This is a genomic window from Streptomyces sp. NPDC094448, from assembly GCF_044763775.1.
GTDB lineage: Bacteria > Actinomycetota > Actinomycetes > Streptomycetales > Streptomycetaceae > Streptomyces.
In genome coordinates this window covers 138,657-160,859 of record NZ_JBIWGU010000014.1, presented here as the reverse complement: position 1 = coordinate 160,859, position 22,203 = coordinate 138,657, and the positions used below count along the sequence as shown (strand labels likewise).

General features: G+C 72.4%; 19 protein-coding genes. 16 read left to right on the top strand and 3 right to left on the bottom strand.

The window, feature by feature from the left end; translation table 11 throughout:
- Positions 1–3: 3 nt before the first annotated feature.
- The 15 genes from asnB to ACIQ9E_RS25735 all read left to right on the top strand — a co-directional run bounded on the left by asnB (position 4) and on the right by ACIQ9E_RS25735 (position 19,404).
- The gene (asnB, locus tag ACIQ9E_RS25805) at positions 4–1,932 is read left to right on the top strand and encodes an asparagine synthase (glutamine-hydrolyzing) (protein ID WP_403710852.1); all 1,929 of its coding nucleotides are present in this window, start codon (positions 4–6) and stop codon (positions 1,930–1,932) included.
- Between the two features lie 26 nt (positions 1,933–1,958).
- On the top strand, positions 1,959–4,244 hold the full coding sequence (locus tag ACIQ9E_RS25800) for a bi-domain-containing oxidoreductase (RefSeq protein ID WP_403710850.1): 2,286 nt from the start codon (positions 1,959–1,961) through the stop codon (positions 4,242–4,244).
- Entirely contained in the window at positions 4,241–6,214 is a 1,974-nt protein-coding gene (locus ACIQ9E_RS25795; RefSeq protein ID WP_403710848.1) for an alginate lyase family protein, read from the top strand. Before ACIQ9E_RS25800 ends, ACIQ9E_RS25795 begins: the two co-directional genes overlap by 4 nt.
- Positions 6,215–6,385: 171 nt before the next feature.
- A complete protein-coding gene (locus tag ACIQ9E_RS25790; protein WP_403710846.1) occupies positions 6,386–7,690 on the top strand; it encodes an O-antigen ligase domain-containing protein in 1,305 nt (434 codons plus the stop codon).
- A 7-nt stretch (positions 7,691–7,697) separates the two neighbouring features.
- Positions 7,698–8,969: a glycosyltransferase family 4 protein gene (locus ACIQ9E_RS25785; RefSeq protein ID WP_403710844.1), complete on the top strand. Its 1,272-nt coding sequence runs from the start codon at positions 7,698–7,700 to the stop codon at positions 8,967–8,969.
- Positions 8,970–10,205: a methyltransferase domain-containing protein gene (locus tag ACIQ9E_RS25780; RefSeq protein WP_403710841.1), complete on the top strand. Its 1,236-nt coding sequence runs from the start codon at positions 8,970–8,972 to the stop codon at positions 10,203–10,205.
- On the top strand, positions 10,202–11,026 hold the full coding sequence (locus ACIQ9E_RS25775; RefSeq protein WP_403710839.1) for a glucose-1-phosphate cytidylyltransferase: 825 nt from the start codon (positions 10,202–10,204) through the stop codon (positions 11,024–11,026). The genes ACIQ9E_RS25780 and ACIQ9E_RS25775 overlap by 4 nt, the downstream gene beginning before the upstream one ends.
- Entirely contained in the window at positions 11,023–11,670 is a 648-nt protein-coding gene (locus tag ACIQ9E_RS25770) for a PIG-L deacetylase family protein (RefSeq protein ID WP_403710837.1), read from the top strand. Before ACIQ9E_RS25775 ends, ACIQ9E_RS25770 begins: the two co-directional genes overlap by 4 nt.
- Positions 11,671–11,673: 3 nt before the next feature.
- Positions 11,674–12,699, top strand: a complete 1,026-nt coding sequence (locus ACIQ9E_RS25765; RefSeq protein WP_403710836.1) for an NAD-dependent epimerase/dehydratase family protein — start codon at positions 11,674–11,676, stop codon at positions 12,697–12,699.
- A complete protein-coding gene (locus tag ACIQ9E_RS25760; RefSeq protein ID WP_403710834.1) occupies positions 12,687–14,027 on the top strand; it encodes a DUF4910 domain-containing protein in 1,341 nt (446 codons plus the stop codon). The genes ACIQ9E_RS25765 and ACIQ9E_RS25760 overlap by 13 nt, the downstream gene beginning before the upstream one ends.
- A gap of 5 nt (positions 14,028–14,032) precedes the next feature.
- A complete protein-coding gene (locus tag ACIQ9E_RS25755; RefSeq protein ID WP_403710832.1) occupies positions 14,033–15,319 on the top strand; it encodes a hypothetical protein in 1,287 nt (428 codons plus the stop codon).
- A 16-nt stretch (positions 15,320–15,335) separates the two neighbouring features.
- Entirely contained in the window at positions 15,336–16,283 is a 948-nt protein-coding gene (locus ACIQ9E_RS25750; protein WP_403710923.1) for a glycosyltransferase family 2 protein, read from the top strand.
- Positions 16,280–17,524: a polysaccharide pyruvyl transferase family protein gene (locus ACIQ9E_RS25745; RefSeq protein ID WP_403710830.1), complete on the top strand. Its 1,245-nt coding sequence runs from the start codon at positions 16,280–16,282 to the stop codon at positions 17,522–17,524. Before ACIQ9E_RS25750 ends, ACIQ9E_RS25745 begins: the two co-directional genes overlap by 4 nt.
- On the top strand, positions 17,521–18,072 hold the full coding sequence (locus tag ACIQ9E_RS25740) for a dTDP-4-dehydrorhamnose 3,5-epimerase family protein (RefSeq protein ID WP_403710828.1): 552 nt from the start codon (positions 17,521–17,523) through the stop codon (positions 18,070–18,072). Before ACIQ9E_RS25745 ends, ACIQ9E_RS25740 begins: the two co-directional genes overlap by 4 nt.
- Positions 18,073–18,078: 6 nt before the next feature.
- Positions 18,079–19,404 (top strand): glutamate-1-semialdehyde 2,1-aminomutase, encoded by a 1,326-nt coding sequence (locus tag ACIQ9E_RS25735; RefSeq protein ID WP_403710826.1) that lies wholly within the window; start codon positions 18,079–18,081, stop codon positions 19,402–19,404.
- Between the two features lie 7 nt (positions 19,405–19,411).
- On the opposite strand, the gene ACIQ9E_RS25730 is transcribed toward ACIQ9E_RS25735, so the two are convergent.
- On the bottom strand, positions 19,412–20,092 hold the full coding sequence (locus ACIQ9E_RS25730) for a phosphatase PAP2 family protein (RefSeq protein ID WP_403710921.1): 681 nt from the start codon (positions 20,090–20,092) through the stop codon (positions 19,412–19,414).
- Between the two features lie 660 nt (positions 20,093–20,752).
- Between ACIQ9E_RS25730 and ACIQ9E_RS25725 the strand changes: the two genes are divergently transcribed.
- Entirely contained in the window at positions 20,753–21,154 is a 402-nt protein-coding gene (locus ACIQ9E_RS25725; protein WP_403710824.1) for a hypothetical protein, read from the top strand.
- Positions 21,155–21,194: 40 nt separating this feature from the next.
- Here the strand turns inward: ACIQ9E_RS25725 and ACIQ9E_RS25720 are convergent, their stop codons facing one another.
- Both ACIQ9E_RS25720 and ACIQ9E_RS25715 read right to left on the bottom strand, forming a co-directional pair.
- The gene (locus ACIQ9E_RS25720; protein WP_403710822.1) at positions 21,195–21,734 is read right to left on the bottom strand and encodes a hypothetical protein; all 540 of its coding nucleotides are present in this window, start codon (positions 21,732–21,734) and stop codon (positions 21,195–21,197) included.
- A gap of 10 nt (positions 21,735–21,744) precedes the next feature.
- On the bottom strand, positions 21,745–22,179 hold the full coding sequence (locus tag ACIQ9E_RS25715; protein ID WP_403710820.1) for a DUF6892 domain-containing protein: 435 nt from the start codon (positions 22,177–22,179) through the stop codon (positions 21,745–21,747).
- Positions 22,180–22,203: the final 24 nt, after the last annotated feature.

Genomic DNA, 22,203 nt, shown 5'->3' with positions numbered 1-22,203 from the left:
AACATGTGTGGTATCGCAGGCACCTACCGATGGCCGGACGGGAAGGCCGTGACCGACCGGCTCACCGATGTCCTCGCCCACCGCGGACCGGACGGGGCGGGCCGGTACAGCCACCCCGTCGGTGACGCCGAAGTCCATCTGGGGCACCGCCGGCTGGCCGTCGTCGACCTGTCGGAGACCGGCGCCCAGCCGATGGTCTCGGACGGTCTCGCCCTGACGTACAACGGCGAGCTGTACAACGCGCCCGAACTCCGCACCGAGCTGACGGCCGCCGGGGTGCGCTTCCGCGGCACCTCCGACACCGAAGTGCTGCTGGAGGCCTGGCGCCGCTGGGGCACCGGCTGCCTGCCCCGGCTGCGCGGCATGTTCGCGTTCGCCGTCTTCGACGAGCGGACCGGCGATCTGGTCGTCGCCCGCGACCAGCTCGGCATCAAACCCCTGTTCCTGCTCCGGCGCGGTCCGGGCCTGGTGTTCGCCTCCGAACTCAAGGCGCTCGCCGCCGTGACCGGCGGCACCCTGGAGGTCGACCACGCCGCGCTGGTGGCGTCGCTGCTCTACTACTGGGTGCCGGACTCGCGCTGCGCCTACCGCGAGGCGGAGAAGCTGCCCCCCGGGAGCTGGCTGCGGGCCCGGGCCGACGGCCGGGTGGAACGCGGCCGGTTCTGGAACCTCCGGGACGTCGCCGCCGAGGCCCGCGAGCAGGCCCGCAGCGGCGAACTGCCCGATCTGGCCGCTGTTGTCGAGGAGTCCGGCCGGCGGCATCTGCTCTCCGACGTACCGGTGGCGGCCTTCCTCTCCGGCGGTCTGGACTCCAGCTATCTGACCGCGCTGGCCGCCCGCCACCGGCCCGGGATCTCGGCCTACACCATCGGCTTCCGCGCCGAGGACGCCAAATTCGAGGCGATGCCGGACGACCTCCGCTACGCCCGGCAGGTGGCCGAGCGGTTCGGCGTCGACCTCCACGAGATCGAGATCGCCCCGCGGGTGCTCGACCTGCTGCCGCAGATGACGTACCACCTGGACGAGCCGATCGGGGACCCGGCGGCGATCAACACCTTCCTGATCTGCTCGGCCGCCCGTGACGCCGGGGTGAAGGTGATGCTCTCGGGCATGGGCGCCGACGAACTGTTCGCCGGGTACCGCAAGCACCTGGCCAATCTGCTGGCCCTGCGCTACCAGCGCATCCCGCGGCCTCTGCGGCGGGGGATGTTCCGGGCCGTCGACCGGCTGCCGGTCGCCACGTCCCGCCGGGGTTACCGGTCGGTGCGCTTCGCCAAGCGGTTCCTCTCCTTCGCCGAACTCCCCGAGGAGACCGCGTTCCGGCGCAGTTACACCATGTACGACCGGGCCGAGCTGCTGGACCTGGTCGATCCGGATCTGGCCGGGACGGTCGACGACGTGCTGACCGAGCATGCGGACGTCTACCACGACAACGACCTCGACGATTTCGTCAACCGGATGTGCCTCACCGACGCCCGGATGTTCCTGCCGGGGCTGAACCTCGCCTACACGGACCGGTCGAGCATGGCCGCCTCCACCGAGGTGCGGGTGCCGTACGTCGACGTCGAAGTGGTCAAGGCGGCGTTCGCCCTGCCCGGCCATCGCAAGATCGCCGGACGGCAGGGCAAGGCGGCCCTCAAGGAGGCGGCCGCGTCGGTACTGCCCCGGGAGATCGTGTACCGGCCCAAGGGCCTGTTCAGCGCCCCGCTGCGGGCCTGGATGAGCCGGGATCTGGCCCCGCTGGTCCGCGAGGTGGTGAACGACGGCGTACTCGTCCGCTCCGGATTCCTGCGCCGGGACGCGCTGGCGCGGCTCGTCGCCGAGGACGCCGCCGGGCAGCGGGACTACTCCAAACATCTCTGGCACGTACTGACCCTTGAGTACTGGTATCGCGGCGCTGCCTCTGGCTCCGGCCGGAACCAAGCGGCCTGACGGCGTAGAAATCAAGAGGAGCTGCGGTGAAACAGGTTGTGCAGAACTACAAGAGCGGTGAGCTGGCACTGCTCGACGTGCCGGTTCCGGGGTGCAAGCCGGGTGGGGTGCTGGTACGGAGCGCCTACTCGCTGATCTCCACCGGCACCGAGCTGATGAAGGTGTCCGAGGCCGGTATGTCGATGCTGGGCAAGGCCCGTTCCCGGCCGGACCAGGTGGCGAAGGTCGTGCAGAGCGTCGCCACCAACGGGGTCGGCGCCACCTACCGCAAGGTGATGGGCAAGCTGGACTCCTGGACTCCGCTGGGCTATTCGCTGTGCGGGGTGGTCGAGCAGGTCGGCACGGGCATCGGCGATGTGGCGGTCGGAGATCTGGTGGCGTGCGCCGGTAACGAGCACGCCCTGCACGCCGAGCTGAACTGGGTGCCGAAGAACCTCTACACGCCGGTGCCGGACGGTCTCGAACCGCGGCACGCGGCCTTCGGCACCGTCGGGTCGATCGCGCTCCAGGGCGTCCGCCGCGGCGAACCGCAGCTCGGCGAGGTGGCGCTGGTCATCGGCCTCGGGCTGATCGGGCAGCTGGTGGCACAGCTGCTGACCGCATCGGGAGTCCGGGTTGTCGGGGTCGACCCCGATCCGGTGCGCTGTCAGCTGGCGGTCCGTCTGGGCGCCGTGGCCTGCGGCGATCCCGCGTCGGCGGCCGTGGCGGGCGCCGTCGCCGAACTCACCGGCGGGCATGGTGCGGACCAGGTGTATCTGGCCGCCGGGGGCAGCAGCAACGAGCCCGTGGAGCTGGCCGTCCGGCTGAGCCGGGACCGGGGCCGGGTCGTCGACATCGGCAAGTGCCGTCTGGACCTGCCATGGAACGCGTACTACATGAAGGAGCTGGACGTCCGGTTCTCCCGCTCCTACGGCCCCGGGCGGTACGACCCCGAGTACGAGCTGGAGGGGCGGGACTATCCGATCGGCTATGTCCGCTGGACGGAGCGCCGCAATCTGGCCTGCTTCCTGGACCTCGCCGCCCGCGGCCGGGTCGATATGGAGCCCCTGGTCTCCCGGATCGCGGACTTCGACGACGCCGTCGGAACGTACCGGAGCCTGAAGGACGGCGAGCTGAAGGCCGTGGCCGTGCTGTTCCGCTACCCGGAGCAGAAGGCCGGACCCGAGGCCGGACCCGAGTCCGGACAAGGCGCTGGACAAGGGCCCGGGGAGCCGGCAGGGCAGGCGTCCGGGACGGAAGGGGAGCAGCGGACCGGGCCGCCATCCGGAACGGGCGCCCCGGAGCTGACCGTGCCGGCGGTACGCCGCGGCGGGGGACGCCCGGCACCGGCCCGGTCCGCCGGGGCACCCGTACGCCTGGCGTTCATCGGCGCGGGAAACTACGCGACGTCGATGCTGCTGCCGCATCTGGCCCGGCGTGACGGCGTCGACCTCGCCAAGGTCGTCACCACGACGGCGCTGTCCGCGGCCAACGCGCAGCGCAAGTTCGGCTTCCGCGAGGCGACCACCGACCTCGACGCCGTACTCGGCGATCCCGCCGTCGACGCGGTGTTCGTGGTCACCCGGCACAGCTCGCACGCCGAACTGACCCGCAGGGCGCTGCTGGCGGGCAAGACGGTCTTCGTGGAGAAGCCGCTCGCGCTCACCGAGGACGAACTGGCCGGTGTCCTCGCCGCGGTGGAGGAGTCCGGCAACGACCGGCTCCAGGTGGGCTTCAACCGCCGCTTCGCCCCTCTGCTCCAGGAGGCGGGGAAGCAGTTCGGCCCCCGCACCGGCCCGGCGAACCTCCGCTACCTGGTCAACGCGGGCCGGCTGGAACAGGGCAGCTGGTACCTCCGGCAGGATTCCGAGGGATCGCGGTTCGCCGGCGAGGGCGGGCACTTCATCGACACGGCGAGCCGGCTGCTCGCCGCCGACCCGGTCTCGGTGTACGCGGTCGCCGCGCCCAACGAGGACCTCCAGGTCGTGCTCCGCTACCCGGGCGGCTCCACCGCCACCATCAGCTATGTCACCAGCGGCCCCGCGGGCTTCCCCAAGGAGACGCTGGACCTGGTCGCCGACGGCCGGGCGCTGCGGCTCGACGATTTCGTCCGCGCCTCGGTGTACGGCCGCAAGCGGTGGGTCAGCTCCCGTCTGCCCAAGGCCCGGGACAAGGGCCAGCGCGCCGAACTGGACGCCTTCCTGGCAGCTGTACGGACCGGCGGACCGATGCCGATACCGCTGGAGTCGCTGGTCGCGACCACGGCGGCCACCCTCGCCGTACAGGTCAGCCTCTCCGGGGGCGCACCGGTGACGCTGGCGGGGGCCCGATGACCATGAGCGCGGGCTGGTACCTGCGGCGGCTCTCCCGGATGGGGCCGGCGGAGGTCGGCGGGCGGGTGGGCGACGCGGTACGCAGAAGGCGGTGGCGTTCGGCGCCACCCGCTTCCCCGCACCCGGCGGGCGCCCGGTTCACCTCGGTCCTGCCCGCCGGGACGATCGCCGCCGTACCTCCGGATGCCGCGAAACGCCTGGTCGCCGAGGCGGACCGGCTGCTGGCCGGGCACGCCGAGTTCTTCGGCGTGGACCGAGGCGATCTGGCCGACCCGGACTGGTGGCACGATCCGAAGACCGGACGGCGGGCCCCCGACGGCTACGCCTTCGATGTGCCGTACCGGGACGAGGACGCCGTCGGCGACATCAAGCAGATCTGGGAGCCGTCGCGGCACCAGTACCTCACGGTGCTCGCCGCCGCCTACGCGGTCACCGGCAACGAGCGGTACGCCGAGCGGGTGGCCGGACAGCTGCGGTCGTGGTGGGCGACCAACCCGCCGCTGCGCGGGGTGCACTGGATCAGCGGTATCGAGCTGGGGATCCGGCTGCTCTCCTGGGTGTGGATCCGGCGGCTCCTGGACGGCTGGCCCGGCGCGGCCCCGCTCTTCGAGGGCAATCCGGTCGCCCTCCACCAGATCTGGCACCACCAGCGCTGGCTGGCCGCCTTCCCCAGCCGGGGGTCGTCGGCGAACAACCACATCGTCGCGGAGGCGGCCGGGCAGGCCGCCGCGGCCTGCGCGTTCGGCTGGTTCCCCGAATCGGCGCGCTGGCGGGACGGTGCGCTGCGGTCGCTGGAACGGCACCTGCGGAGCAACACCTTCGACTCCGGCCTCAACCGCGAGCTGGCCACCGAGTACCACGGACTCGTCCTGGAACTCGGCCTGGCCGCGGTGGCCGAGGCGGACGCCGCCGGTGTGCCGGTCCCCGGCGCCGTCCGGCTGGTGCTGCTGCGGATGACCGACGCGCTCGCGGCCGTCGTGGACGGCAGGCTGCGGCCGCCGCGCCAGGGCGACGCGGACGACGGCCACGGTCTGGTCGTGGACGGCGCGGGCACCGACCGCTGGGCCTCGCTGCTGGCCACCGGGGAGGCCGTGTTCGGCCGGCTCGACTGGTGGCCCGAGATCACCGGCACCGATGTCCGCACCCCGCTGCTGGCCGCGCTCGTCCGGACCACGGCCCCGGCCGTCACCCGCCCGGAGAGCCGCCCGGACCACTTCGCGGACGCGGGCCTGACGATCCTGCGCGGCCCGGGGGAGACGGGGGAGATCTGGTGCCGCTGCGACGGCGGCCCGCACGGTTTCCTCTCCATCGCGGCGCATGCCCACGCCGACGCCCTGTCCGTGGAGGTCCGGCACGACGGGGTGGACGTCCTCGCGGACCCGGGGACGTACTGCTACCACGGGCAGCCCGAATGGCGGCGGTACTTCCGGTCGACCCTCGGCCACAACACCCTGGAGCTGGACGGCGGTGACCAGTCCGTATCCGGCGGCCCCTTCCTGTGGACCCGGCACGCCCGCAGCCGCGTGCTGGCCGTGGAGACGGCGGACACGGCCCGCTGGTGTGCCGAACACGACGGCTACCAGGACTCCGTGCACCGCCGCCGGGTGGAGCTGGACCCCGGGAGCCGGGTGCTGCGCGTGGTCGACGAGGTACGCGGCCCGCGCCGGGCCGCCCGTCTGGCGTTCCACCTCGGTCCTGCGATCACCGCGGAACTGGCGGGGAACCGGGCGGTCCTCACCTGGACCCGGGACGGCGAGGACCGGTCCGCGGTGCTCGACCTGCCGGGGGAGCTGTCCTGGCGGGCGCACCGCGGCGAGACCGGGCCGCCGCTCGGCTGGTACTCCGCCGGCTTCGGGCGCAAGGAGCCCGCCACCACGCTGATCGGCAGCGGCTTCGCCGGCGGTGACGGGGCGCCGGGGGAGTTCACCACCGTACTCGGGTTCGGCGGCCGGGGAGGCGCGCGGGGATGAGGGGGACGTTATCGGTGGCGGGGGTCCGCCGTGCCCGCCGGCGGGCCGCCGCCGGGTGCCGGGGCGGCCACGGCTCCGCCGTACCCGGCGACCGCACGGCAGGGTTACGGACCCGGGCTCCCCGGCTGTACGGCCACACCGACCGGACCGCACCCGGCACGGCGCGGGCCGGTGGTTGAGGTGGACGACCTGCGGCACGGCGGGCCGCCGGGCGGAGCGGACCCGGCGGGCATCCGGCCCGGCCCCGCACCGCGCCCGGCCGGCACCCCGAAGGCGGTCGGCATCGTCTGGGGGCTGCTGATCCTCAACACCCTCGGCTCCTCCGGGGCGAAGACCATCCTCCCGCTGCCCCGCACCCTCATCCAGATGGTCACCATGGGCGCACTGGGCGCCGCGTTCACGCTGGCGCTCGCCCTCAACCTCCGGCTCCGCATCCGGCCCAGCGCCTTCGTGTTCCTGCTCACCCTGCTGCTGGTGCCGAGCCTGATCTCCAGCCTGCAACTGGAGTCCGGGTTCGGCGCGCTCTTCCGCTGCACCCGGCTGGCGCTCTTCGCGGGCACGCTGTGGCTGCTCACCCGCTGGTGGGACGGCGGTCTGACGTTCGTCCGCTACCACATCCGCATCTACTTCGCGGTGCTCGGCACGGTCGTCGCCGGTCTGATCGTCTCACCAGGTGCTGCCAGACCCGAGCTGTACGGCGGACGGCTGGTCGGCGCCCTGTGGCCGCTCACCCCGCCGCAGATCGGGCAGTACACCGCGGTCATCACCGGGCTCACCGTGCTGCTGGTCCTGGGCCGCAGAACCGACCGGGCCGGTGCGGCACTCGTCATCGTGCCGTCGCTGGTCCTGCTCGCGCTCACCCATACCCGCACCGCCACGGTGGGCATGCTCATCGGACTGACGCTGGCCGTCGGTTCCCTCGTTCTGACCAGCGCCGCCGCCCGCCGCTTCTTCACCTGGACGGTGCTGTGCGCCACGGTGGCCGCGGTGGGGTTCGCCTCCGCCCTGCGCGCGTGGTTCCTGCGCGGCCAGAGCCAGGAGAACTTCACCAGCCTCACCGGCCGGGCCAACGTCTGGGACGCCCTGCTGGCGGCACCCCGGACGACCACCCAGAAGCTCTTCGGCACGGGCCTGAGCGACAAGTCGTTCGGCGGGCTCCCGATCGACAACAGCTGGCTGGCCGCCTACCACGAACAGGGGCTGATGGGGCTCACCCTGGTGGGGGCGATCATCCTCTCGCTCGGCGGTGTCGCGCTGCTCCGGCCGCCGTCGCTGCCGAGGGCCTGCGCGATCTTCCTCATCAGCTATGTGGCGATCTCCTCGTACACCGAGGCCGGACTCGGCGACGCCTCGGCGTATCTGCTCCATCTGGCCCTGGCCGCGTCGCTGCTCGCGGCACCCGCCGGGGCCGCGCCCCTCGCGGCGGCCGAAGTACCCCGCCGACGACACCGAATCCCCCGACGGGCCCGGAGGTGAACTGACCATGCACATCCTCGTGGTGCACAACCGCTACTCCTCGGCCCAGCCGAGCGGTGAGAACCAGGTCGTCGACCGGGAGGTGGGGCTGCTGCGCGCGGCCGGCCACCGGGTCGAGCTGTTCGAGCGGCGCAGCGACGACATCGCCGCCCGCTCCCTGCCGGGGAAGGCGGCGGTGCCGCTGCTGGTGCCGTGGAATCCGGCGGTACGCAGGGAGCTGGCGGCCCGGCTCCGTACCGACCGGCCCGATGTGGTGCACATCCACAACGTCTTCCCGCTGCTGTCGCCCGCGGTGCTCGCCGCCTGCGCCGATGCCGGTGTTCCCGCCGTCGCCACGCTGCACAACTACAACCAGGTCTGCCCGCCGGGCACCCTGCACCGGGACGGCCGGCTGTGCACCGAGTGCGTCGGCTCGCCGCTGGCGCTGCCCGCGGTCCGGCACGGCTGCTACCGGAACTCCCGGGCGGCGACGGTGCCGCTCGCCCTCGGCCTCTCGGTCAACCGGAGGCGCTGGTGGTCCGGTGTGGAGCGGTTCTTCTGCATCTCCGCGGCCCAGCGCGATGTCCTGGTCCGGTCCGGTATGCCCCCCGAGCGGCTGGTGGTGAAGCACAACTTCGTGCCCGATCCCGGCGTCCGCAGGGCGGGCCCCGGCGAGCAGCTGCTCTTCCTCGGCCGGCTCGCGGACACCAAGGGCGTCCGGCTGCTGATGGCCGCGTGGGACGCCCTCGCCGCCGACGGCGGGGTGGGGGTACCGCTCGTCCTGGCCGGAGCGGGACCTCTGGAACAGGAGGTGACGGCCTGGGCGGCAGGACGCGACGACGTCCGGTACGCCGGCCTGTACGGCCCGGCGCAGTGCCGCGAGGCCGTCGCCCGGTCGGTCGCCGTGGTGGCCCCCTCGATGTCCCTGGAGACCTTCGGACTGGTCGTCGCCGAGGCGATGGCGGCCGAGGTCCCGGCCGTCGCCGCCGGTCACGGCGCCTTCGCCGAACTCGTCGACGACGGCGTGACCGGGCTGCTGCACCAACCGGGCGACCGGGCGTCGCTCGCGTCCCGCCTGCGCCGGATCACGGCCGATCCGGCCCGCAACCGGGAGCTGGGCAGGGCGGCCAGACGCCGCTACGAGCGGGACTTCGGCCCGGACGTCGGGCTGAAACGCCTGGAGCACGAGTACCGGTCCGCGATCGCGGGCCGGTCCGGCGGCGGGGAAGGCCCACCGCCGGAGAACGGAACGACAGGCCCGCGCGGGGGCACCCGCGCGAGCCGGAGATGGGGGCAGTAGATGACACGATGCCGACTCTGCGGTTCGACGGCGACGGCCAGCGTCGTCGATCTGGGGGCGACCCCGCCGTGCGAGAGCTTCCTCGCCGCGGACCAACTGGACCAGCCGGAGCCCGCGTACCCGCTGCACCTGCGGGTCTGCACCGACTGCTGGCTGGCACAGATCCCGCCGCTGATCACCCCGGAGGAGACGTTCACGCAGTACGCGTACTTCTCCTCCTACTCGACCTCCTGGGTGGAACACGCCCGCACCTTCGTCGACGGTGCCGTACAGCGGCTGGGACTCGGCCCCGACTCCTTGGTGACCGAGGTCGCCAGCAACGACGGCTATCTGCTGAAGCACCTGGTGGACCGCGGGATCCGCTGCCTCGGCATCGAACCGTCGGTGAACGTCGGCGCCGCCGCGCGAGACGCCGGTGTGCCCACGCTCACCGCGTTCCTGACCCCGGACACCGGCACCGCCGTCCGCGCCGAGCACGGCCCGGCGGACCTCGTCGTCGCCAACAACGTGTACGCGCACATTCCCGACGTCGTCGGCTTCACCCGGGGCCTGCGCTCCCTGGTCGCCGACGACGGCTGGGTCTCCATCGAGGTCCAGCATCTGCTGACCCTCATCGAGCAGAACCAGTACGACACCATCTACCACGAGCATTTCCAGTACTACACGGTCGCTTCCGCCGTCCGGGCGCTGGCGAGCGGCGGACTCGCCCTGGTCGACGTCGAACTCCTCCCCACCCACGGCGGCTCCATCCGGCTGTGGGCCCGGCCCGCCGAAGCGGCCGGTGAACCCACCCCGGCGGTCGCCGACGTCCTGGCCCGCGAGAAGGCCGCCGGACTCCAGGAACTCTCCGGATACACCGAGTTCTCCGCCCGCGTCGCCAAGGTCCGCCGAGACCTCCTGCGGTTCCTCGTCGACGCGGCCGAACGCGGCGAGACGGTCGTCGGCTACGGCGCCCCCGGCAAGGGCAACACCCTCCTCAACCACTGCGGCATCCGGCCCGATCTGCTCCCGTACACCGTCGACCGCAACCCCTACAAACACGGCAGGTTCACCCCCGGCACCCGCATCCCGATCCTGCCGCCCGAACAGATCGCCGCCGACCGGCCGGACTATGTGCTCGTCCTCCCCTGGAACCTGCGGGACGAACTGGTCGAGCAGCTGTCCTACGTGCACGAGTGGGGCGGCCGTCTGGTCTTCCCCGTCCCGGAACTCTCCATAGTCGAGGTCGCGTCATGAAGGTCGTACTGTTCTGCGGCGGCTACGGGCTGCGGATGCGCAACGGAACGTCCGACGATGTGCCCAAGCCGATGGCGATGGTCGGCCCGCGCCCCCTGATCTGGCACGTCATGCGCTACTACGCCCACTTCGGGCATACGGACTTCATCCTCTGCCTCGGCTACGGGGCCCACCACATCAAGGACTTCTTCCTCAACTACGAGGAGACCACGTCCAACGACTTCGTCCTCAGCAACGGGCGGACCGAACTGCTCTCCACCGATATCGCGTCCTGGCGGATCACCTTCGTCCAGACCGGTATCGAATCGCCGATCGGTGAGCGGCTGCGCCGGGTCCGCCACCACCTCGACGGCGACGAGATGTTCCTCGCCAACTACGCCGACGTCCTCTCCGACGCCCCGCTGCCGGAGATGATCGACCGGTTCGCCCGGCGCGACGCCGGAGCGTCGATGATGGTCGTACCACCCCAGTCCTCCTTCCACTGCGTGGACCTGGGCGAGGACGGGCTGGTCGGCGGCATCACCCCGGTCAGCGAACTCCCGCTCTGGGAGAACGGCGGCTACTTCGTCCTCCGCCAGGAGATCTTCGACCACATCCCGGAGGGCGGGGACCTGGTCGCCGACGGCTGCGCCCGCCTCGCCAAACACGGACGGCTCGTGGCCCACCAGCACCGGGGCTTCTGGAAACCGACCGACACCGTCAAGGAACGGGCCGTGCTGGACGCCGCCTACGCCCGCGGCGACCGCCCCTGGGCCGTCTGGGAACACGGCGGCGCCGACCCGGCCGGCCACCGGGGCACCGCCGGGGTGGGGACCGCATGAACCGGCTCAGGGGCGAACGCCTCGACCGGATCGTCGCGGTGGGCGCGCACTGCGACGACATCGCCATCGGCGCCGGCGGCACCCTGCTGACGATCTGCCTCGCCCGGCCCGGCATCCGCGTCGACGCACTGGTGCTCTCCGGCGGCGGCAGCGAGCGGGAGCAGGAGGAACGGGCCGCGCTCGCCGCCTTCTGCCCCGGCGCCGACCTGCGGCCGACCGTACTCAAACTGCCCGACGGCCGGTTCCCCGCCCACTGGGACGAGGCCAAGGCCGCCGTCGAGGAGCTGCGCGAGCGGACCGAGCCCGACCTCGTCCTGGCCCCGCGCACCGACGACGCCCACCAGGACCACCGCGGTCTGGCGAAGCTGATGACCACCGCCTTCCGCGACCACCTCGTCCTCGGCTACGAAATCGTCAAATGGGACGGCGACCTCGGCCGCCCGTCGGCCTACCAGCCGCTGACACCCGAAACCGCCGAACGGAAGGTACGGCTCCTCCAGGAGCACTACCCCTCCCAACGCCACCGGCCCTGGTACGACCGGGAGGCCTTCCTCGGCCTGGCGCGGATCCGCGGCATCGAATGCCACGCGCGCTACGCCGAAGCGTTCGCCGTCACCAAACTCACTCTCGACCTGGGGGAATGAACCTTGCGCGTACTGCTGACCGGACACCAGGGCTACCTGGGCACCGTGATGGCCCCGGCCCTCGCGGCGGCCGGCCACGAGGTCACCGGACTGGACGCCGGACTGTTCGCCGACTGCGTACTGGGCCCGCCGCCCGCCGACCCGCCGGGCCACCGGGTGGACCTGCGCGACCTCACGGCCGAACACATCGCCGGAGCGGACGCCGTGATCCATCTGGCCGCACTCTCCAACGACCCGCTGGGAGCCCTGGCACCCGACCTCACCTACGACATCAACCACCACGCGTCCGTGAAGCTGGCCCGGCTGGCCCGCGACGCCGGAGTCCGCCGCTTCCTGTACGCGTCGACCTGCTCGGTCTACGGAGCCTCCGGCGGCGACGCCCTGGTGACCGAGGACGCCCCGCTGCGCCCGGTGACACCGTACGCCGAGTCCAAGGTACGGGTGGAGGACGATCTGCACGCCCTGGCCGACGGCGACTTCAGCCCGGTGTACCTGCGCAACGCCACCGCCTTCGGCTACTCGCCCCGGCTCCGCGCCGACATCGTCCTCAACAACCTGGTCGGCCACGCCCTCCTCTCCGGCGAGGTGCTCGTCCTCTCCGACGGCACCCCCTGGCGGCCGCTGGTGCACGCCGCCGATATCGCCCGCGCCTTCACCGCCGCGCTGACCGCGCCCCGGGAGGCGGTCCACGACCGGGCGTTCAACATCGGCAGCGAGACGAACAACGTCACGGTCGCCGAGATCGCCGCACAGGTCGCCGAAGCGGTCGTGGGCTCACGGGTCGTGATCACCGGGGAGAACGGTGCCGATCCCCGCTCGTACCGGGTGGACTTCTCCCGGTTCCGCACCGCCGTGCCCGGCTTCGACTGCGAGTGGTCCGTGAAACGGGGCGCCGTCGAACTCGCCGACGCCTACCGGGAACACGGACTGACCCGGGAGGACTTCGAACGGCGCTTCACCCGGCTCGCGGTGCTGCGTGCCGCCTCCGACGCCGGTGCCGTCGACGACACCCTGCGGTGGCGCCGGTGACCGCGGCCACGGCCGGTGAGCAGATGCACGCACTGGTGGAGCGGCTCTACCCGCTCTGCCGGAGCATCACCGGCGACGGGGTGCGCGCCACCCTCGACATCGTCGGCGAGTACCTTCCGCTCCGGGTCCACGAGGTGCCGACCGGGACGCAGGTACTCGACTGGACCGTGCCGCAGGAGTGGAACATCCGCGACGCGTACATCGCCGACGCCACCGGCCGCCGCGTCGTCGACTTCGCCGCGTCCTCCCTGCACGTCCTCGGCTACAGCGTGCCCGTAGCGGCGACCATGCCCCTGGCCGAGCTGCGCGGACATCTGCACACCCTGCCGGACCACCCCTCCTGGGTGCCGTACCGCACCAGCTACTACCGGCCGGAGTGGGGGTTCTGCCTGGCCCAGGAGACCCTGGACGCGCTGCCGGACGGCGACTACGAGGTCCGTATCGACTCCACACTGACGGACGGCCACCTCACCTACGCCGAACACCTCGTCCCCGGGCAGATCGCGGACGAGGTGCTCGTCTCCTGCCATGTCTGCCACCCCTCGCTGGCGAACGACAACCTGGCCGGTATCGCGGTGGCGGTGTTCCTGGCCCGGGCGCTGGCGGAGCGGACCCCGTACTACACCTACCGGTTCCTCTTCGCGCCCGGCACCATCGGCGCGATCACCTGGCTGGCCCGGAACGCGGAGCGGGTCGGCGGACCGGCCGCCGCTCCCGGGGGGCCGGGGGAGGGGCCGGGGCCCGGGGGACGGGTCAGGCACGGGCTGGTGCTGGCCTGCGCCGGAGACCGGGGCCGGCTGACGTACAAACAGAGCAGACGCGGCGACGCGGAGATCGACCGGGTGATGCGGTACGTCCTCACCGCATCCGAACGCCCCCACCGCATCAACGAGTTCACCCCGTACGGCTACGACGAACGGCAGTTCTGCTCACCCGGATTCGATCTCGGCGTGGGCTCCCTCAGCCGCACCCCCTACGCGGGCTACCCCGAATACCACACCTCGGCCGACAATCCGGACTTCGTCTCCCCGGCGGCGATGGCCGACACCCTCGCCGTCTGCCGCGAGGCCTTCGCCGTACTGGACGGGAACCGGCGGTACACCAACCTCAGCCCCTACGGCGAACCACAGCTCGGCCGGCGCGGGCTGTACGACGCGCTGGGAGGCCGCAGCGATACCAAGGAAGCCCAGCTCGCCATGCTCTGGGTGCTCAGCCTCTCCGACGGCGAACACGGCCTGCTGGACATCGCCGACCGGTCCGGACTGCCGTTCGACACCGTCGCCGTCGCGGCCGGCGCCCTCCACGGCGCCGGACTGATCAAGGCGTGAAGCCGATGACCACCGGGAAGGAGAAGACGACCGCCCGGACGGCACCCACCGGGCGGGCCGTCGCGGGCCGGCTCTCCTGGGGACTGGCCGACCAGGCCGTCTGCAGCATGACCAACTTCGCGCTGGGCGTCTACGTGGCACGCTCCCTCGGGCTCGCCGCCTTCGGCGTGTTCAGCCTGGCCTGGGTCACCTACGGCGTCGTGCTCAGCGTCTCCCGAGGGCTGGCCACCGACCCGCTGGTGGTCCGCTTCAGCGGGGTCCCGGCCGCCACCTGGCGCCCCGCGGCCGCTCGGGCGACCGGCACCGCCCTCGGTGTCGGCGCCGCCGTCGGCACGGTCTTCCTGGCCGTCGGATCGGCGGTCGGCGGCCGCGTCGGAACCGCGTTCGCCGCCCTCGGCATCGTTCTGCCCGCGCTGCTGCTCCAGGACGCCTGGCGGTTCTCGTTCTTCGCCGCGGGCACCGGCCGCAAGGCCTTCGTCAACGACCTGCTGGGCGCTGTCGCCCTCGTCCCGGCCATGTTCGCCGCCGCCCGGGCGGGCAGCGTCGCCGCCTATGTGCTCGCCTGGGGCGCGGCCGCCGCGGTGGCCGCCGGATACGGCTGCATCCAGTCCGGAATCCGGCCCCGGCCGGCCGGAGCCCGCCACTGGCTGCGCGAACAGCGCGACCTCGGCTACCGCTACCTCGTCGAGAACGTCGGAGTCAGCGGCGCCGCCCAGCTCCGGGCCTACGGCCTCGGCGCGATCGTCGGCGTCGGCGCGGTGGGCGTGATCCGGGGCGCCGAACTGCTCCTCGGCCCCTTCCTCGCCGTGCTGATGGGCCTGTCGATGGTCACCGTCGCCGAGGCGGCACGGGTCCTGCGCCGGGCCCCGCACCGGCTGCGCGCCTTCTGCCTCCTGCTCGGCGCGGGACAGGCCGTCGCCGCCCTGCTCTGGGGCGCCGCCCTGCTCCTGGTGCCGGACCGGGCCGGCCGGCTCGTCCTCGGCGACGTCTGGAACTCCGCATCGGAACTCGTCGTGCCCGCCACCCTCGGCGTCGCCGGAGCCGGACTCGGCGTCGGCGCCATGGTCGGGCTGCGCGCTCTCGCCGCCGCCCGGCGCAGCCTCCGCTGCCAGCTCTTCGCCTCCGCCGCCTATGTCGGCGGCGGACTCGGCGGAGCGGCCCTGGCCGGCACATCCGGCTCGGCCTGGGGCGTCGCAGCGGCGACGGTCGGCAGCTCCGCCGTGTGGTGGCTGCAACTGGGGCCCGCCCTGCGCGAGCACCACCGGAACACCATCAGTGAAGCAATGAAGTGAGGACGTCATGACCGCCCTGCCCCGCTCACCCCGGCTGAGCATCGGCCTGCCCGTCTACAACGGCGAGGAATACCTCGCGGAGGCCTTCGACGCCCTCCTCGGCCAGACCTACGAGGACTTCGAACTCGTCGTCTCCGACAATGCCTCGACCGACGGCACCCGCGATATCTGCCGCCGCTACGCCGCGCAGGACTCGCGCATCCGCTACCTCCGGCTCCCCCGGAACATCGGCGCCGCCCCCAACCACAACTACGTCTTCACCGAATGCCGCAGCGAACTGTTCAAATGGGCCTCGCACGACGACCTCTACGCCCGGGACCTGCTGCGGCGCTGCGTCGACGCCCTCGACGAACGGCCGGACATCATCCTCGCCCACGCCGACCAGGCGGTCATCGACGGCGAGGGCCGGGTGAAGGTGCCGTACGAGTACGGGCTCGCCACCGCGTCCCCGCACGCGCCGGAGCGCTTCCGCAGCATGCTCTTCGAACCCGGCGGCGACGACTTCTACGGCGTCATGCGGGCCGATGTGCTGCGCCGGGTGGCACCGCACGACAGCTACCACCACGCGGACCGCACCTTCGTCGCCGAGATCGGCCTCAACGGGCCCTTCCACCAGGTGCCCGAGCTGCTGTACTTCCGCCGCGACCACCCCACCCGCGCCGAGCGCGCCAACCCGGGCAAACGTGCCCGGTGCATCAACCTGGACCCGCGCCGCGCCGGGCCGCTGCACCCCACGCCCCGGCTGCTCGCCGAGTACGTCTGGGGATTCGTCGCCGCGATCCGCCGGGCACCCCTCAGCCCGGCCGACCGGCGCGCCTGCTACCGCCATCTGGCGTCCTGGGCCGCCAGCCGGGCCCGGCCCGGCGCGGGCGAACGGGTGGAGGACCGGGCCCCGGTCGACCCGGACCGGCTCACCGTCTCCGTCGACGCCCTCGTCGCCGGACGCGAAGGCAGGCGGACATGAAGCCCGGACCCGGAACCCCGGTGCGCGTCGGCGTGTTCGGTCTGCTCGGCTCCGGAAACCTCGGCAACGACGGTTCGCTGGAGGCCGTCCTCGGCTATCTCCGGACCCGGCACCCCGAGGCGGTTGTCGACGCCCTGTGCGGCGGACCCGAGACCGTCACCGCACGGTACGGAATCCCCGCGACGCGACTCCACTGGTACCGCGGCGAGTACCGGACCGCCTCGCGCGCCGGCTCGGTCGCCGCCAAAGCCCTGGGGAAACTCGTCGACGCCTTCCGCACCGCCGCCTGGGTCCGCCGCCACGATGTGGTGATCGTGCCCGGTATGGGCGTCCTGGAGGCCACCCTGCCGCTGCGGCCCTGGGGCTTCCCGTACTCCCTGTTCCTCCTCTGCGCGGCCGGACGTCTCACCGGCACCCGCACCGCGCTGGTCGGCGTCGGCGCCGCCCCGATCGGCAGCCGGCCCACCCGGACCCTGGTCCGCTGGTCGGCCCGGCTGGCCGCGTACCGCTCCTACCGGGACACCGGATCCCGCGACGCGATACGGGCCATGGGCGTCGACACCACGCACGACGAGGTCTACCCGGACCTCGCGTTCGCCCTGCCCGCACCCCGGACCGCGGCCCCCGGCCCGTCCGGCCCGCCGGGTCCCGTCTGCGTCGGCGTCATGGCCTTCCACGGCGGCAACGACGACCGGGCCCGCGCCGACGAGATCCACCGGCGCTACCTCGACGGGACGATCCGCTTCGTCCGGGCCCTGGCCGAGGACGGCAGACCGGTCCGGCTGCTCACCGGCGACGCCGTCGACGCCCCGGTGGTCGCCGCCGTCCTCGACGCCGTGGACTCACCACTGGTCACCGCCGCCGACGCGGCCTCGCTCACCGACCTGATGAAGGAGACGGCGGCCGCCGACACCGTCGTCGCGACCCGCTACCACAATCTGATCTGCGCCCTGAAAGCCGGCACCCCGACGCTCGCCGTCGGCTACGCCGCAAAAAGCGACGCCCTGATGGCCGGGATGGGCCTCGGCGCCTACTGCCATCCCGCCCGCGAGCTCGACGCCGACCGGCTGCTCGAACAGTTCCGGATGCTGGAACGGGAAGCGGCGGCGGTACGGCGGATCCTCACCGAACAGAACCTGGCCGCCGCCCGCCGCCTGGAGCAGCAGTTCACCACCCTGACCGCGGTCCTGTTCCCGGTCCACGGCCACCAAAACGCACACGCCCCGCGGGAGACCCCATGAAAGCGACCGGAATCCCGGCGATCGACGGCGCCTACCTCTTCGAGCCGGTGCCGTACGCCGACGAACGCGGCTTCTTCTGCCGCACCTTCGACGCCGCCGTGGCCCGCTCGGTGGGCCTCGACCCGGACGACTTCGTCCAGGACAGCGTGTCCCGTTCGGTCCGGGGAGTGCTGCGCGGCCTGCATCTGCGCTCCGGCGCCGGTGAGGCCAAGCTGGTGCGCTGCTCCTACGGGAAGGTCTTCGACGCCGTCGTCGACCTGAGGGCGGACTCCCCGACCTACCTCGAACGCGCCTTCTTCGAACTGTCCGGCGAAACGCAGACCACCCTGTACATCCCGGCGGGCTGCGCCCACGGCTTCCAGGCCCTGACCGAGACCGCCGACGTCTCGTACCGCATCGACCGTCCGCACGATCCGGCCGAAGACGTGACGATCGCCTTCGACGACCCGCAGCTGGCCATCCCGTGGCCGCTGCCCGCCGTATCCGTGTCCCGGCGGGACCGGGAGGCACCGAGCCTCGCCGAAGTCCTGAAGCACCGAGAGAGCTGAGGCGGCGTGGACACCGAAGAACTCCGGCTGCCCCGGTCGCGGCAGGCGAACGAGCGGCTGCACGCACTGATCCCCGGGGGCGCCCACACCTACGCCAAGGGCGACGACCAGTACCCCGAGAACCTGGCCCCGGTCATCAGCCACGGCCACGGCGCCCACGTCTGGGACGTCGACGGCAACCGCTACCTCGAATACGGCTCCGGCCTGCGGTCGGTCAGCCTCGGCCACGCACACCCCCGCGTGGTCGAAGCCGTACGGCGGGAAATCGGCCGTGGCAGCAACTTCGTCCGGCCGTCCGTCCTGGAGGTCGAGGCCGCGGAGCGGTTCCTGGCCACCGTGCCCACCGCCGACATGGTGAAGTTCGCGAAGAACGGCTCCGACGTCACCACCGCCGCCGTACGGCTCGCCCGCGCCGCCACCGGACGCCCACGGGTCGCCATCTGCGGCGACCATCCCTTCTACTCCACCGACGACTGGTTCATCGGCACCACCCCGATGTCCGCCGGTATCCCCGCGGCGATCACCGACCTGACCCTGGCGTTCCCCTACGGCGACCTGGCCGCCACCGAGGAACTGCTCAGCCGCCACCCGGGCGAGGTGGCCTGTCTGATCCTCGAACCCGCCACCCACACCGAACCCCCGCCCGGATACCTCACCGGCCTCCGCGCACTGGCCGACCGGCACGGCTGCCTCCTGGTCTTCGACGAGATGATCACCGGTCTCCGCTGGTCCGAAGCCGGAGCCCAGGGCCTGTACGGCGTCGTCCCCGACCTCTCCACCTTCGGCAAGGCCCTGGGCAACGGGTTCGCCGTCTCCGCGCTCGCCGGCCGGCGCGACCTGATGGAACTGGGCGGGCTGCGCCACTCCGCCGACCGGGTGTTCCTGCTGTCCACCACACACGGCGCGGAGACCCATTCGCTGGCCGCCGCGACTGCCGTCCTCACCACCTACACCGAGGAGGGCATCACCGCACGGCTGCACGCCCTCGGCGAACGGCTCGCGACCGGTGTCCGCGCCGCCGCGGCGGGCATGGGCGTCGGCGACCACATCGTCGTACGGGGCCGGGCCAGCAATCTGGTCTTCGCCACCCTCGACGAGAACCGTCAGCCGTCGCAGGAGTACCGCACCCTGTTTCTGCGCCGGCTGCTCGCGGGCGGGGTGCTCGCCCCCTCGTTCGTGGTGAGCAGCGCGCTCACCGACGCCGATATCGACCGTACCGTCGACGCGGTGGCCCAGGCATGCGCGGTCTACCGCAAGGCCCTGGACGCCGCCGACCCCGCACCCTGGCTGGGCGGCCGGGCGGTGAAGCCCGTCTTCCGCCGCCGGTCATAACGGGTCGTCAGCGGCGCTCCCGCGGATCCTCCCCGCCCCGGCCGCCGGTGGTTCCGGCGGCCGGGGCACCGCGCCCGGTGCCGGCCCACCGGTCCACCAGCCATGCCGTCGCCGGTATCACCGCCAGCGCGGTGCCCCACCCGCCGAGGGTGTCGGTCGGATAGTGCGCGTTCAGAGCGACCTGCGCCCAGCCCATGGCGGCACCGGCGGCCAGCGCAGCGGCGAGCACCAGCAGCGTCCCGGCCGTCCTGCCGAGGCCCAGCCGGCCCGCCGCAAGGAGCGCCACCATGACGGCGAACGCCGTGAGAAAGGCGGTGTGCCCGCTCGGATAGGACAGGAACTCGCCGTTGATGGTGCGTCCCACCAGAGGTTTGAGCAGTTTCGTCGCGGCCACGGTCAGGCCCGTGCCGACGACGAAGACCACCGCCGCGCGCAGATTCCGGAGCAGCAGACAGCCCGTCACGGCGGCCGCGACCAGGACCGCGGCTCCGGCCGGCTCCGCCAGGAAGTCCGTGGCCAGAGCGGCGTACCGCCACGGCGGCTGCACACCGCCGACCGCCGAAACGATCTGCTCCTCGACCGCGCCGGGCCGGTCGCGGCCGGCGTACAGGAGCCCGAGCACGGCGACCAGCAGCGCGCCGAGAGCGGCGACCGGACCGAGCACCGCGCGCAGCGGCGGCGGCAGCACCGCGGGCGCCGGGCCGCCGGCCGGCCGTTTGCCGTCGCCGGGTCCGCTCCTGCCGTCCGGCTCCGACCGACGCCGTCCGGGCCCGGTATCCGGCCCGGTCCGCGGCTGCTGCCGGTACCGATTCCCTGTCAACGAGCCCCACCTCTCGTCGTATCCCGAAGGGGCCCGGCGGGGGAGCGGCCCGATTCTTCGGCCGCGGCTCGCCGGTCCGTTCAGAACCGCGGAGCGAATTCACCGTCCCGCTGCGCGGCTGCGTCCGCGATCCTATGCTGAAAACGAGGCTTTACACGACCTGGGGGGTCCGGCACATGAATGCAGTAACCAGGGGAACATCGGTTGTGAAGCCGGGGTCAAGCGGCTTTGAGGACGTACCGGATTCGACATCGTCCGCAGCACCGACAACCGCGGTGGCGTAAGGGCTGTCCCGTAATCCCTGGTGGATCAGCGCGCGGCGTCAGATGCGGTGCATCGCAAGGCGGAGGGGTACCCGCATACTGGACGTATTCGGGTATTCCGACAACGCAGCGAGGTGCCGTAGCTGGCGTCGCGCGCCCGCCGGGGATTACGGGACAGCCCTTAGACGACTTCATTCCGTTCGGGGCGACGACGAGGGCCGCGAAGGCGGCCGGTCTGTCGGTCGGCGACCATATCGACGCCGTCATGAACGGGACGCCCGGTGCTACCCGGTCCACCATTGACCGGCTGCGCACGCTCGGGGTCTATGCCGCGAAGCCCGATACGGTGCTGGAGATCGGCCCCGGATCCGGACGCTGTCCGGAGAAGACACTGAAGGAGTGTTCACCGGAGCGGTACGAGATCTATGAAACGGCGGCGCCCTGGGCCGACTGTCTGGTGGGAACCTCCGGGGTGATCGCCCGGCCGACGGAAGGGGCCGGTCTCGCCCCGACGTCCGACGGCAGTTTCGACCTCGTTCAGGCCCACAAGGTCTTCAACACCGTCACTTTTCTCTGCGCCGCCCTCGGCTGCACCCTGGAAGCGGGCTTCCTGGCGCCCATGGGTGTCGCTTCCCCGGAGGTGCCGGTCTTCGTCAGGAAGAAATGACCCGCGCGGACTTCGGCGTGGTTCAGGACTCCCGCACGGTTCAGGACTCCCGCGTCGTGCGGGCCCCGTCGAGGAAGGCGGCGAGCCCGGTGGCGAAGTCCATGGAGGAAGGGGCGAACAAGACGGTTTCGTCGTGCGCCACATACACCTTGCCGCCACCGCGGACGGGCTGGACGACGCAGACTCCGGCACCGTTCGGGAGTACCACGACGTCCGGTTCCGGTCCCCGCGCGCCGACCGGGCCGAGAACGGCCTTGCCGATCGCGGCCAGATACTCCTTGCGGGTCATCGGCCGCCCGGCCCGTACCGCTGCCGCGGTGGTGCCGTCCGCCCCGGGAGGGCGTGGGGGCGCCGGCTCCGTTACGGCCGGTGCGAGTCCGGGGGCCCGGCAGGTGCAGTCGTGCACGGGCCGGGCCCGCGGCCCGTCCGCGCCCTGCTCCGGAAAGCAGAGGATCTCTCCGCTGCCGCTGTGGAACTGCCCGGGGCACGGCTGTCCGCCCGCCGTCGGCTGTCCACAGACGAGGCCCCGCCCGCAGTGGGCGCACCGCAGCTCCCCGCCCTGATCCGGTGTCGCTGTCATGGCCCTTCCCTCACCTTCCGCTGATTCCGCGGGCCGCGAGTATCTCCCATTTGCCGGGCGCGGCCAGGGTGCCGTCGTCCACGGCCGCGATCCGCCGCAGACCGGGCAGCAGGGCGAGGTCGTCCAGCGAGCGGACGTCGAAGAGTCCGTCCTCGCCGTCCCAGGCCGGTGCGCAGTGCCGGTAGATCTCCAGACCGGCGTCGAAGCAGAGCGAATCGACACCGGCGAGCAGCTCTTCGCCGATTTCCAGCGCCTCGAAGTAGGCACGTGACTCGTCGAGGACGTCCTCGTCGAGTTCGTTCTCCTGTACGTACACCGAGGGGATGTCGATGCCCCGCGCCAGCATCCGCTCATCGAGGTCGAAGGCGGGGGTGAGGATCCTCCGCCGGTACATGAGTTCGTCGATGACGACGAGTTTGAAGTTGAAGTCGTGGAATTCGGCCATGCGGCAGGAGTATCACGTACGGGA

Excerpts from the sequence above, each read along its gene's own strand:
- ACIQ9E_RS25720 (WP_403710822.1), bottom strand. The coding sequence starts at position 21,734 with ATGACAGCGACACCGGATCAGGGCGGGGAGCTGCGGTGCGCCCACTGC.
- ACIQ9E_RS25745 (WP_403710830.1), top strand. The coding sequence starts at position 16,280 with ATGAAGCCCGGACCCGGAACCCCGGTGCGCGTCGGCGTGTTCGGTCTG.
- ACIQ9E_RS25740 (WP_403710828.1), top strand. The coding sequence starts at position 17,521 with ATGAAAGCGACCGGAATCCCGGCGATCGACGGCGCCTACCTCTTCGAG.
- ACIQ9E_RS25795 (WP_403710848.1), top strand. The coding sequence starts at position 4,241 with ATGACCATGAGCGCGGGCTGGTACCTGCGGCGGCTCTCCCGGATGGGG.
- ACIQ9E_RS25715 (WP_403710820.1), bottom strand. The coding sequence starts at position 22,179 with ATGGCCGAATTCCACGACTTCAACTTCAAACTCGTCGTCATCGACGAA.
- ACIQ9E_RS25755 (WP_403710832.1), top strand. The coding sequence starts at position 14,033 with ATGACCACCGGGAAGGAGAAGACGACCGCCCGGACGGCACCCACCGGG.
- ACIQ9E_RS25770 (WP_403710837.1), top strand. The coding sequence starts at position 11,023 with ATGAACCGGCTCAGGGGCGAACGCCTCGACCGGATCGTCGCGGTGGGC.
- ACIQ9E_RS25775 (WP_403710839.1), top strand. The coding sequence starts at position 10,202 with ATGAAGGTCGTACTGTTCTGCGGCGGCTACGGGCTGCGGATGCGCAAC.
- ACIQ9E_RS25780 (WP_403710841.1), top strand. The coding sequence starts at position 8,970 with ATGACACGATGCCGACTCTGCGGTTCGACGGCGACGGCCAGCGTCGTC.
- asnB (WP_403710852.1), top strand. The coding sequence starts at position 4 with ATGTGTGGTATCGCAGGCACCTACCGATGGCCGGACGGGAAGGCCGTG.
- ACIQ9E_RS25725 (WP_403710824.1), top strand. The coding sequence starts at position 20,753 with ATGAACGGGACGCCCGGTGCTACCCGGTCCACCATTGACCGGCTGCGC.
- ACIQ9E_RS25785 (WP_403710844.1), top strand. The coding sequence starts at position 7,698 with ATGCACATCCTCGTGGTGCACAACCGCTACTCCTCGGCCCAGCCGAGC.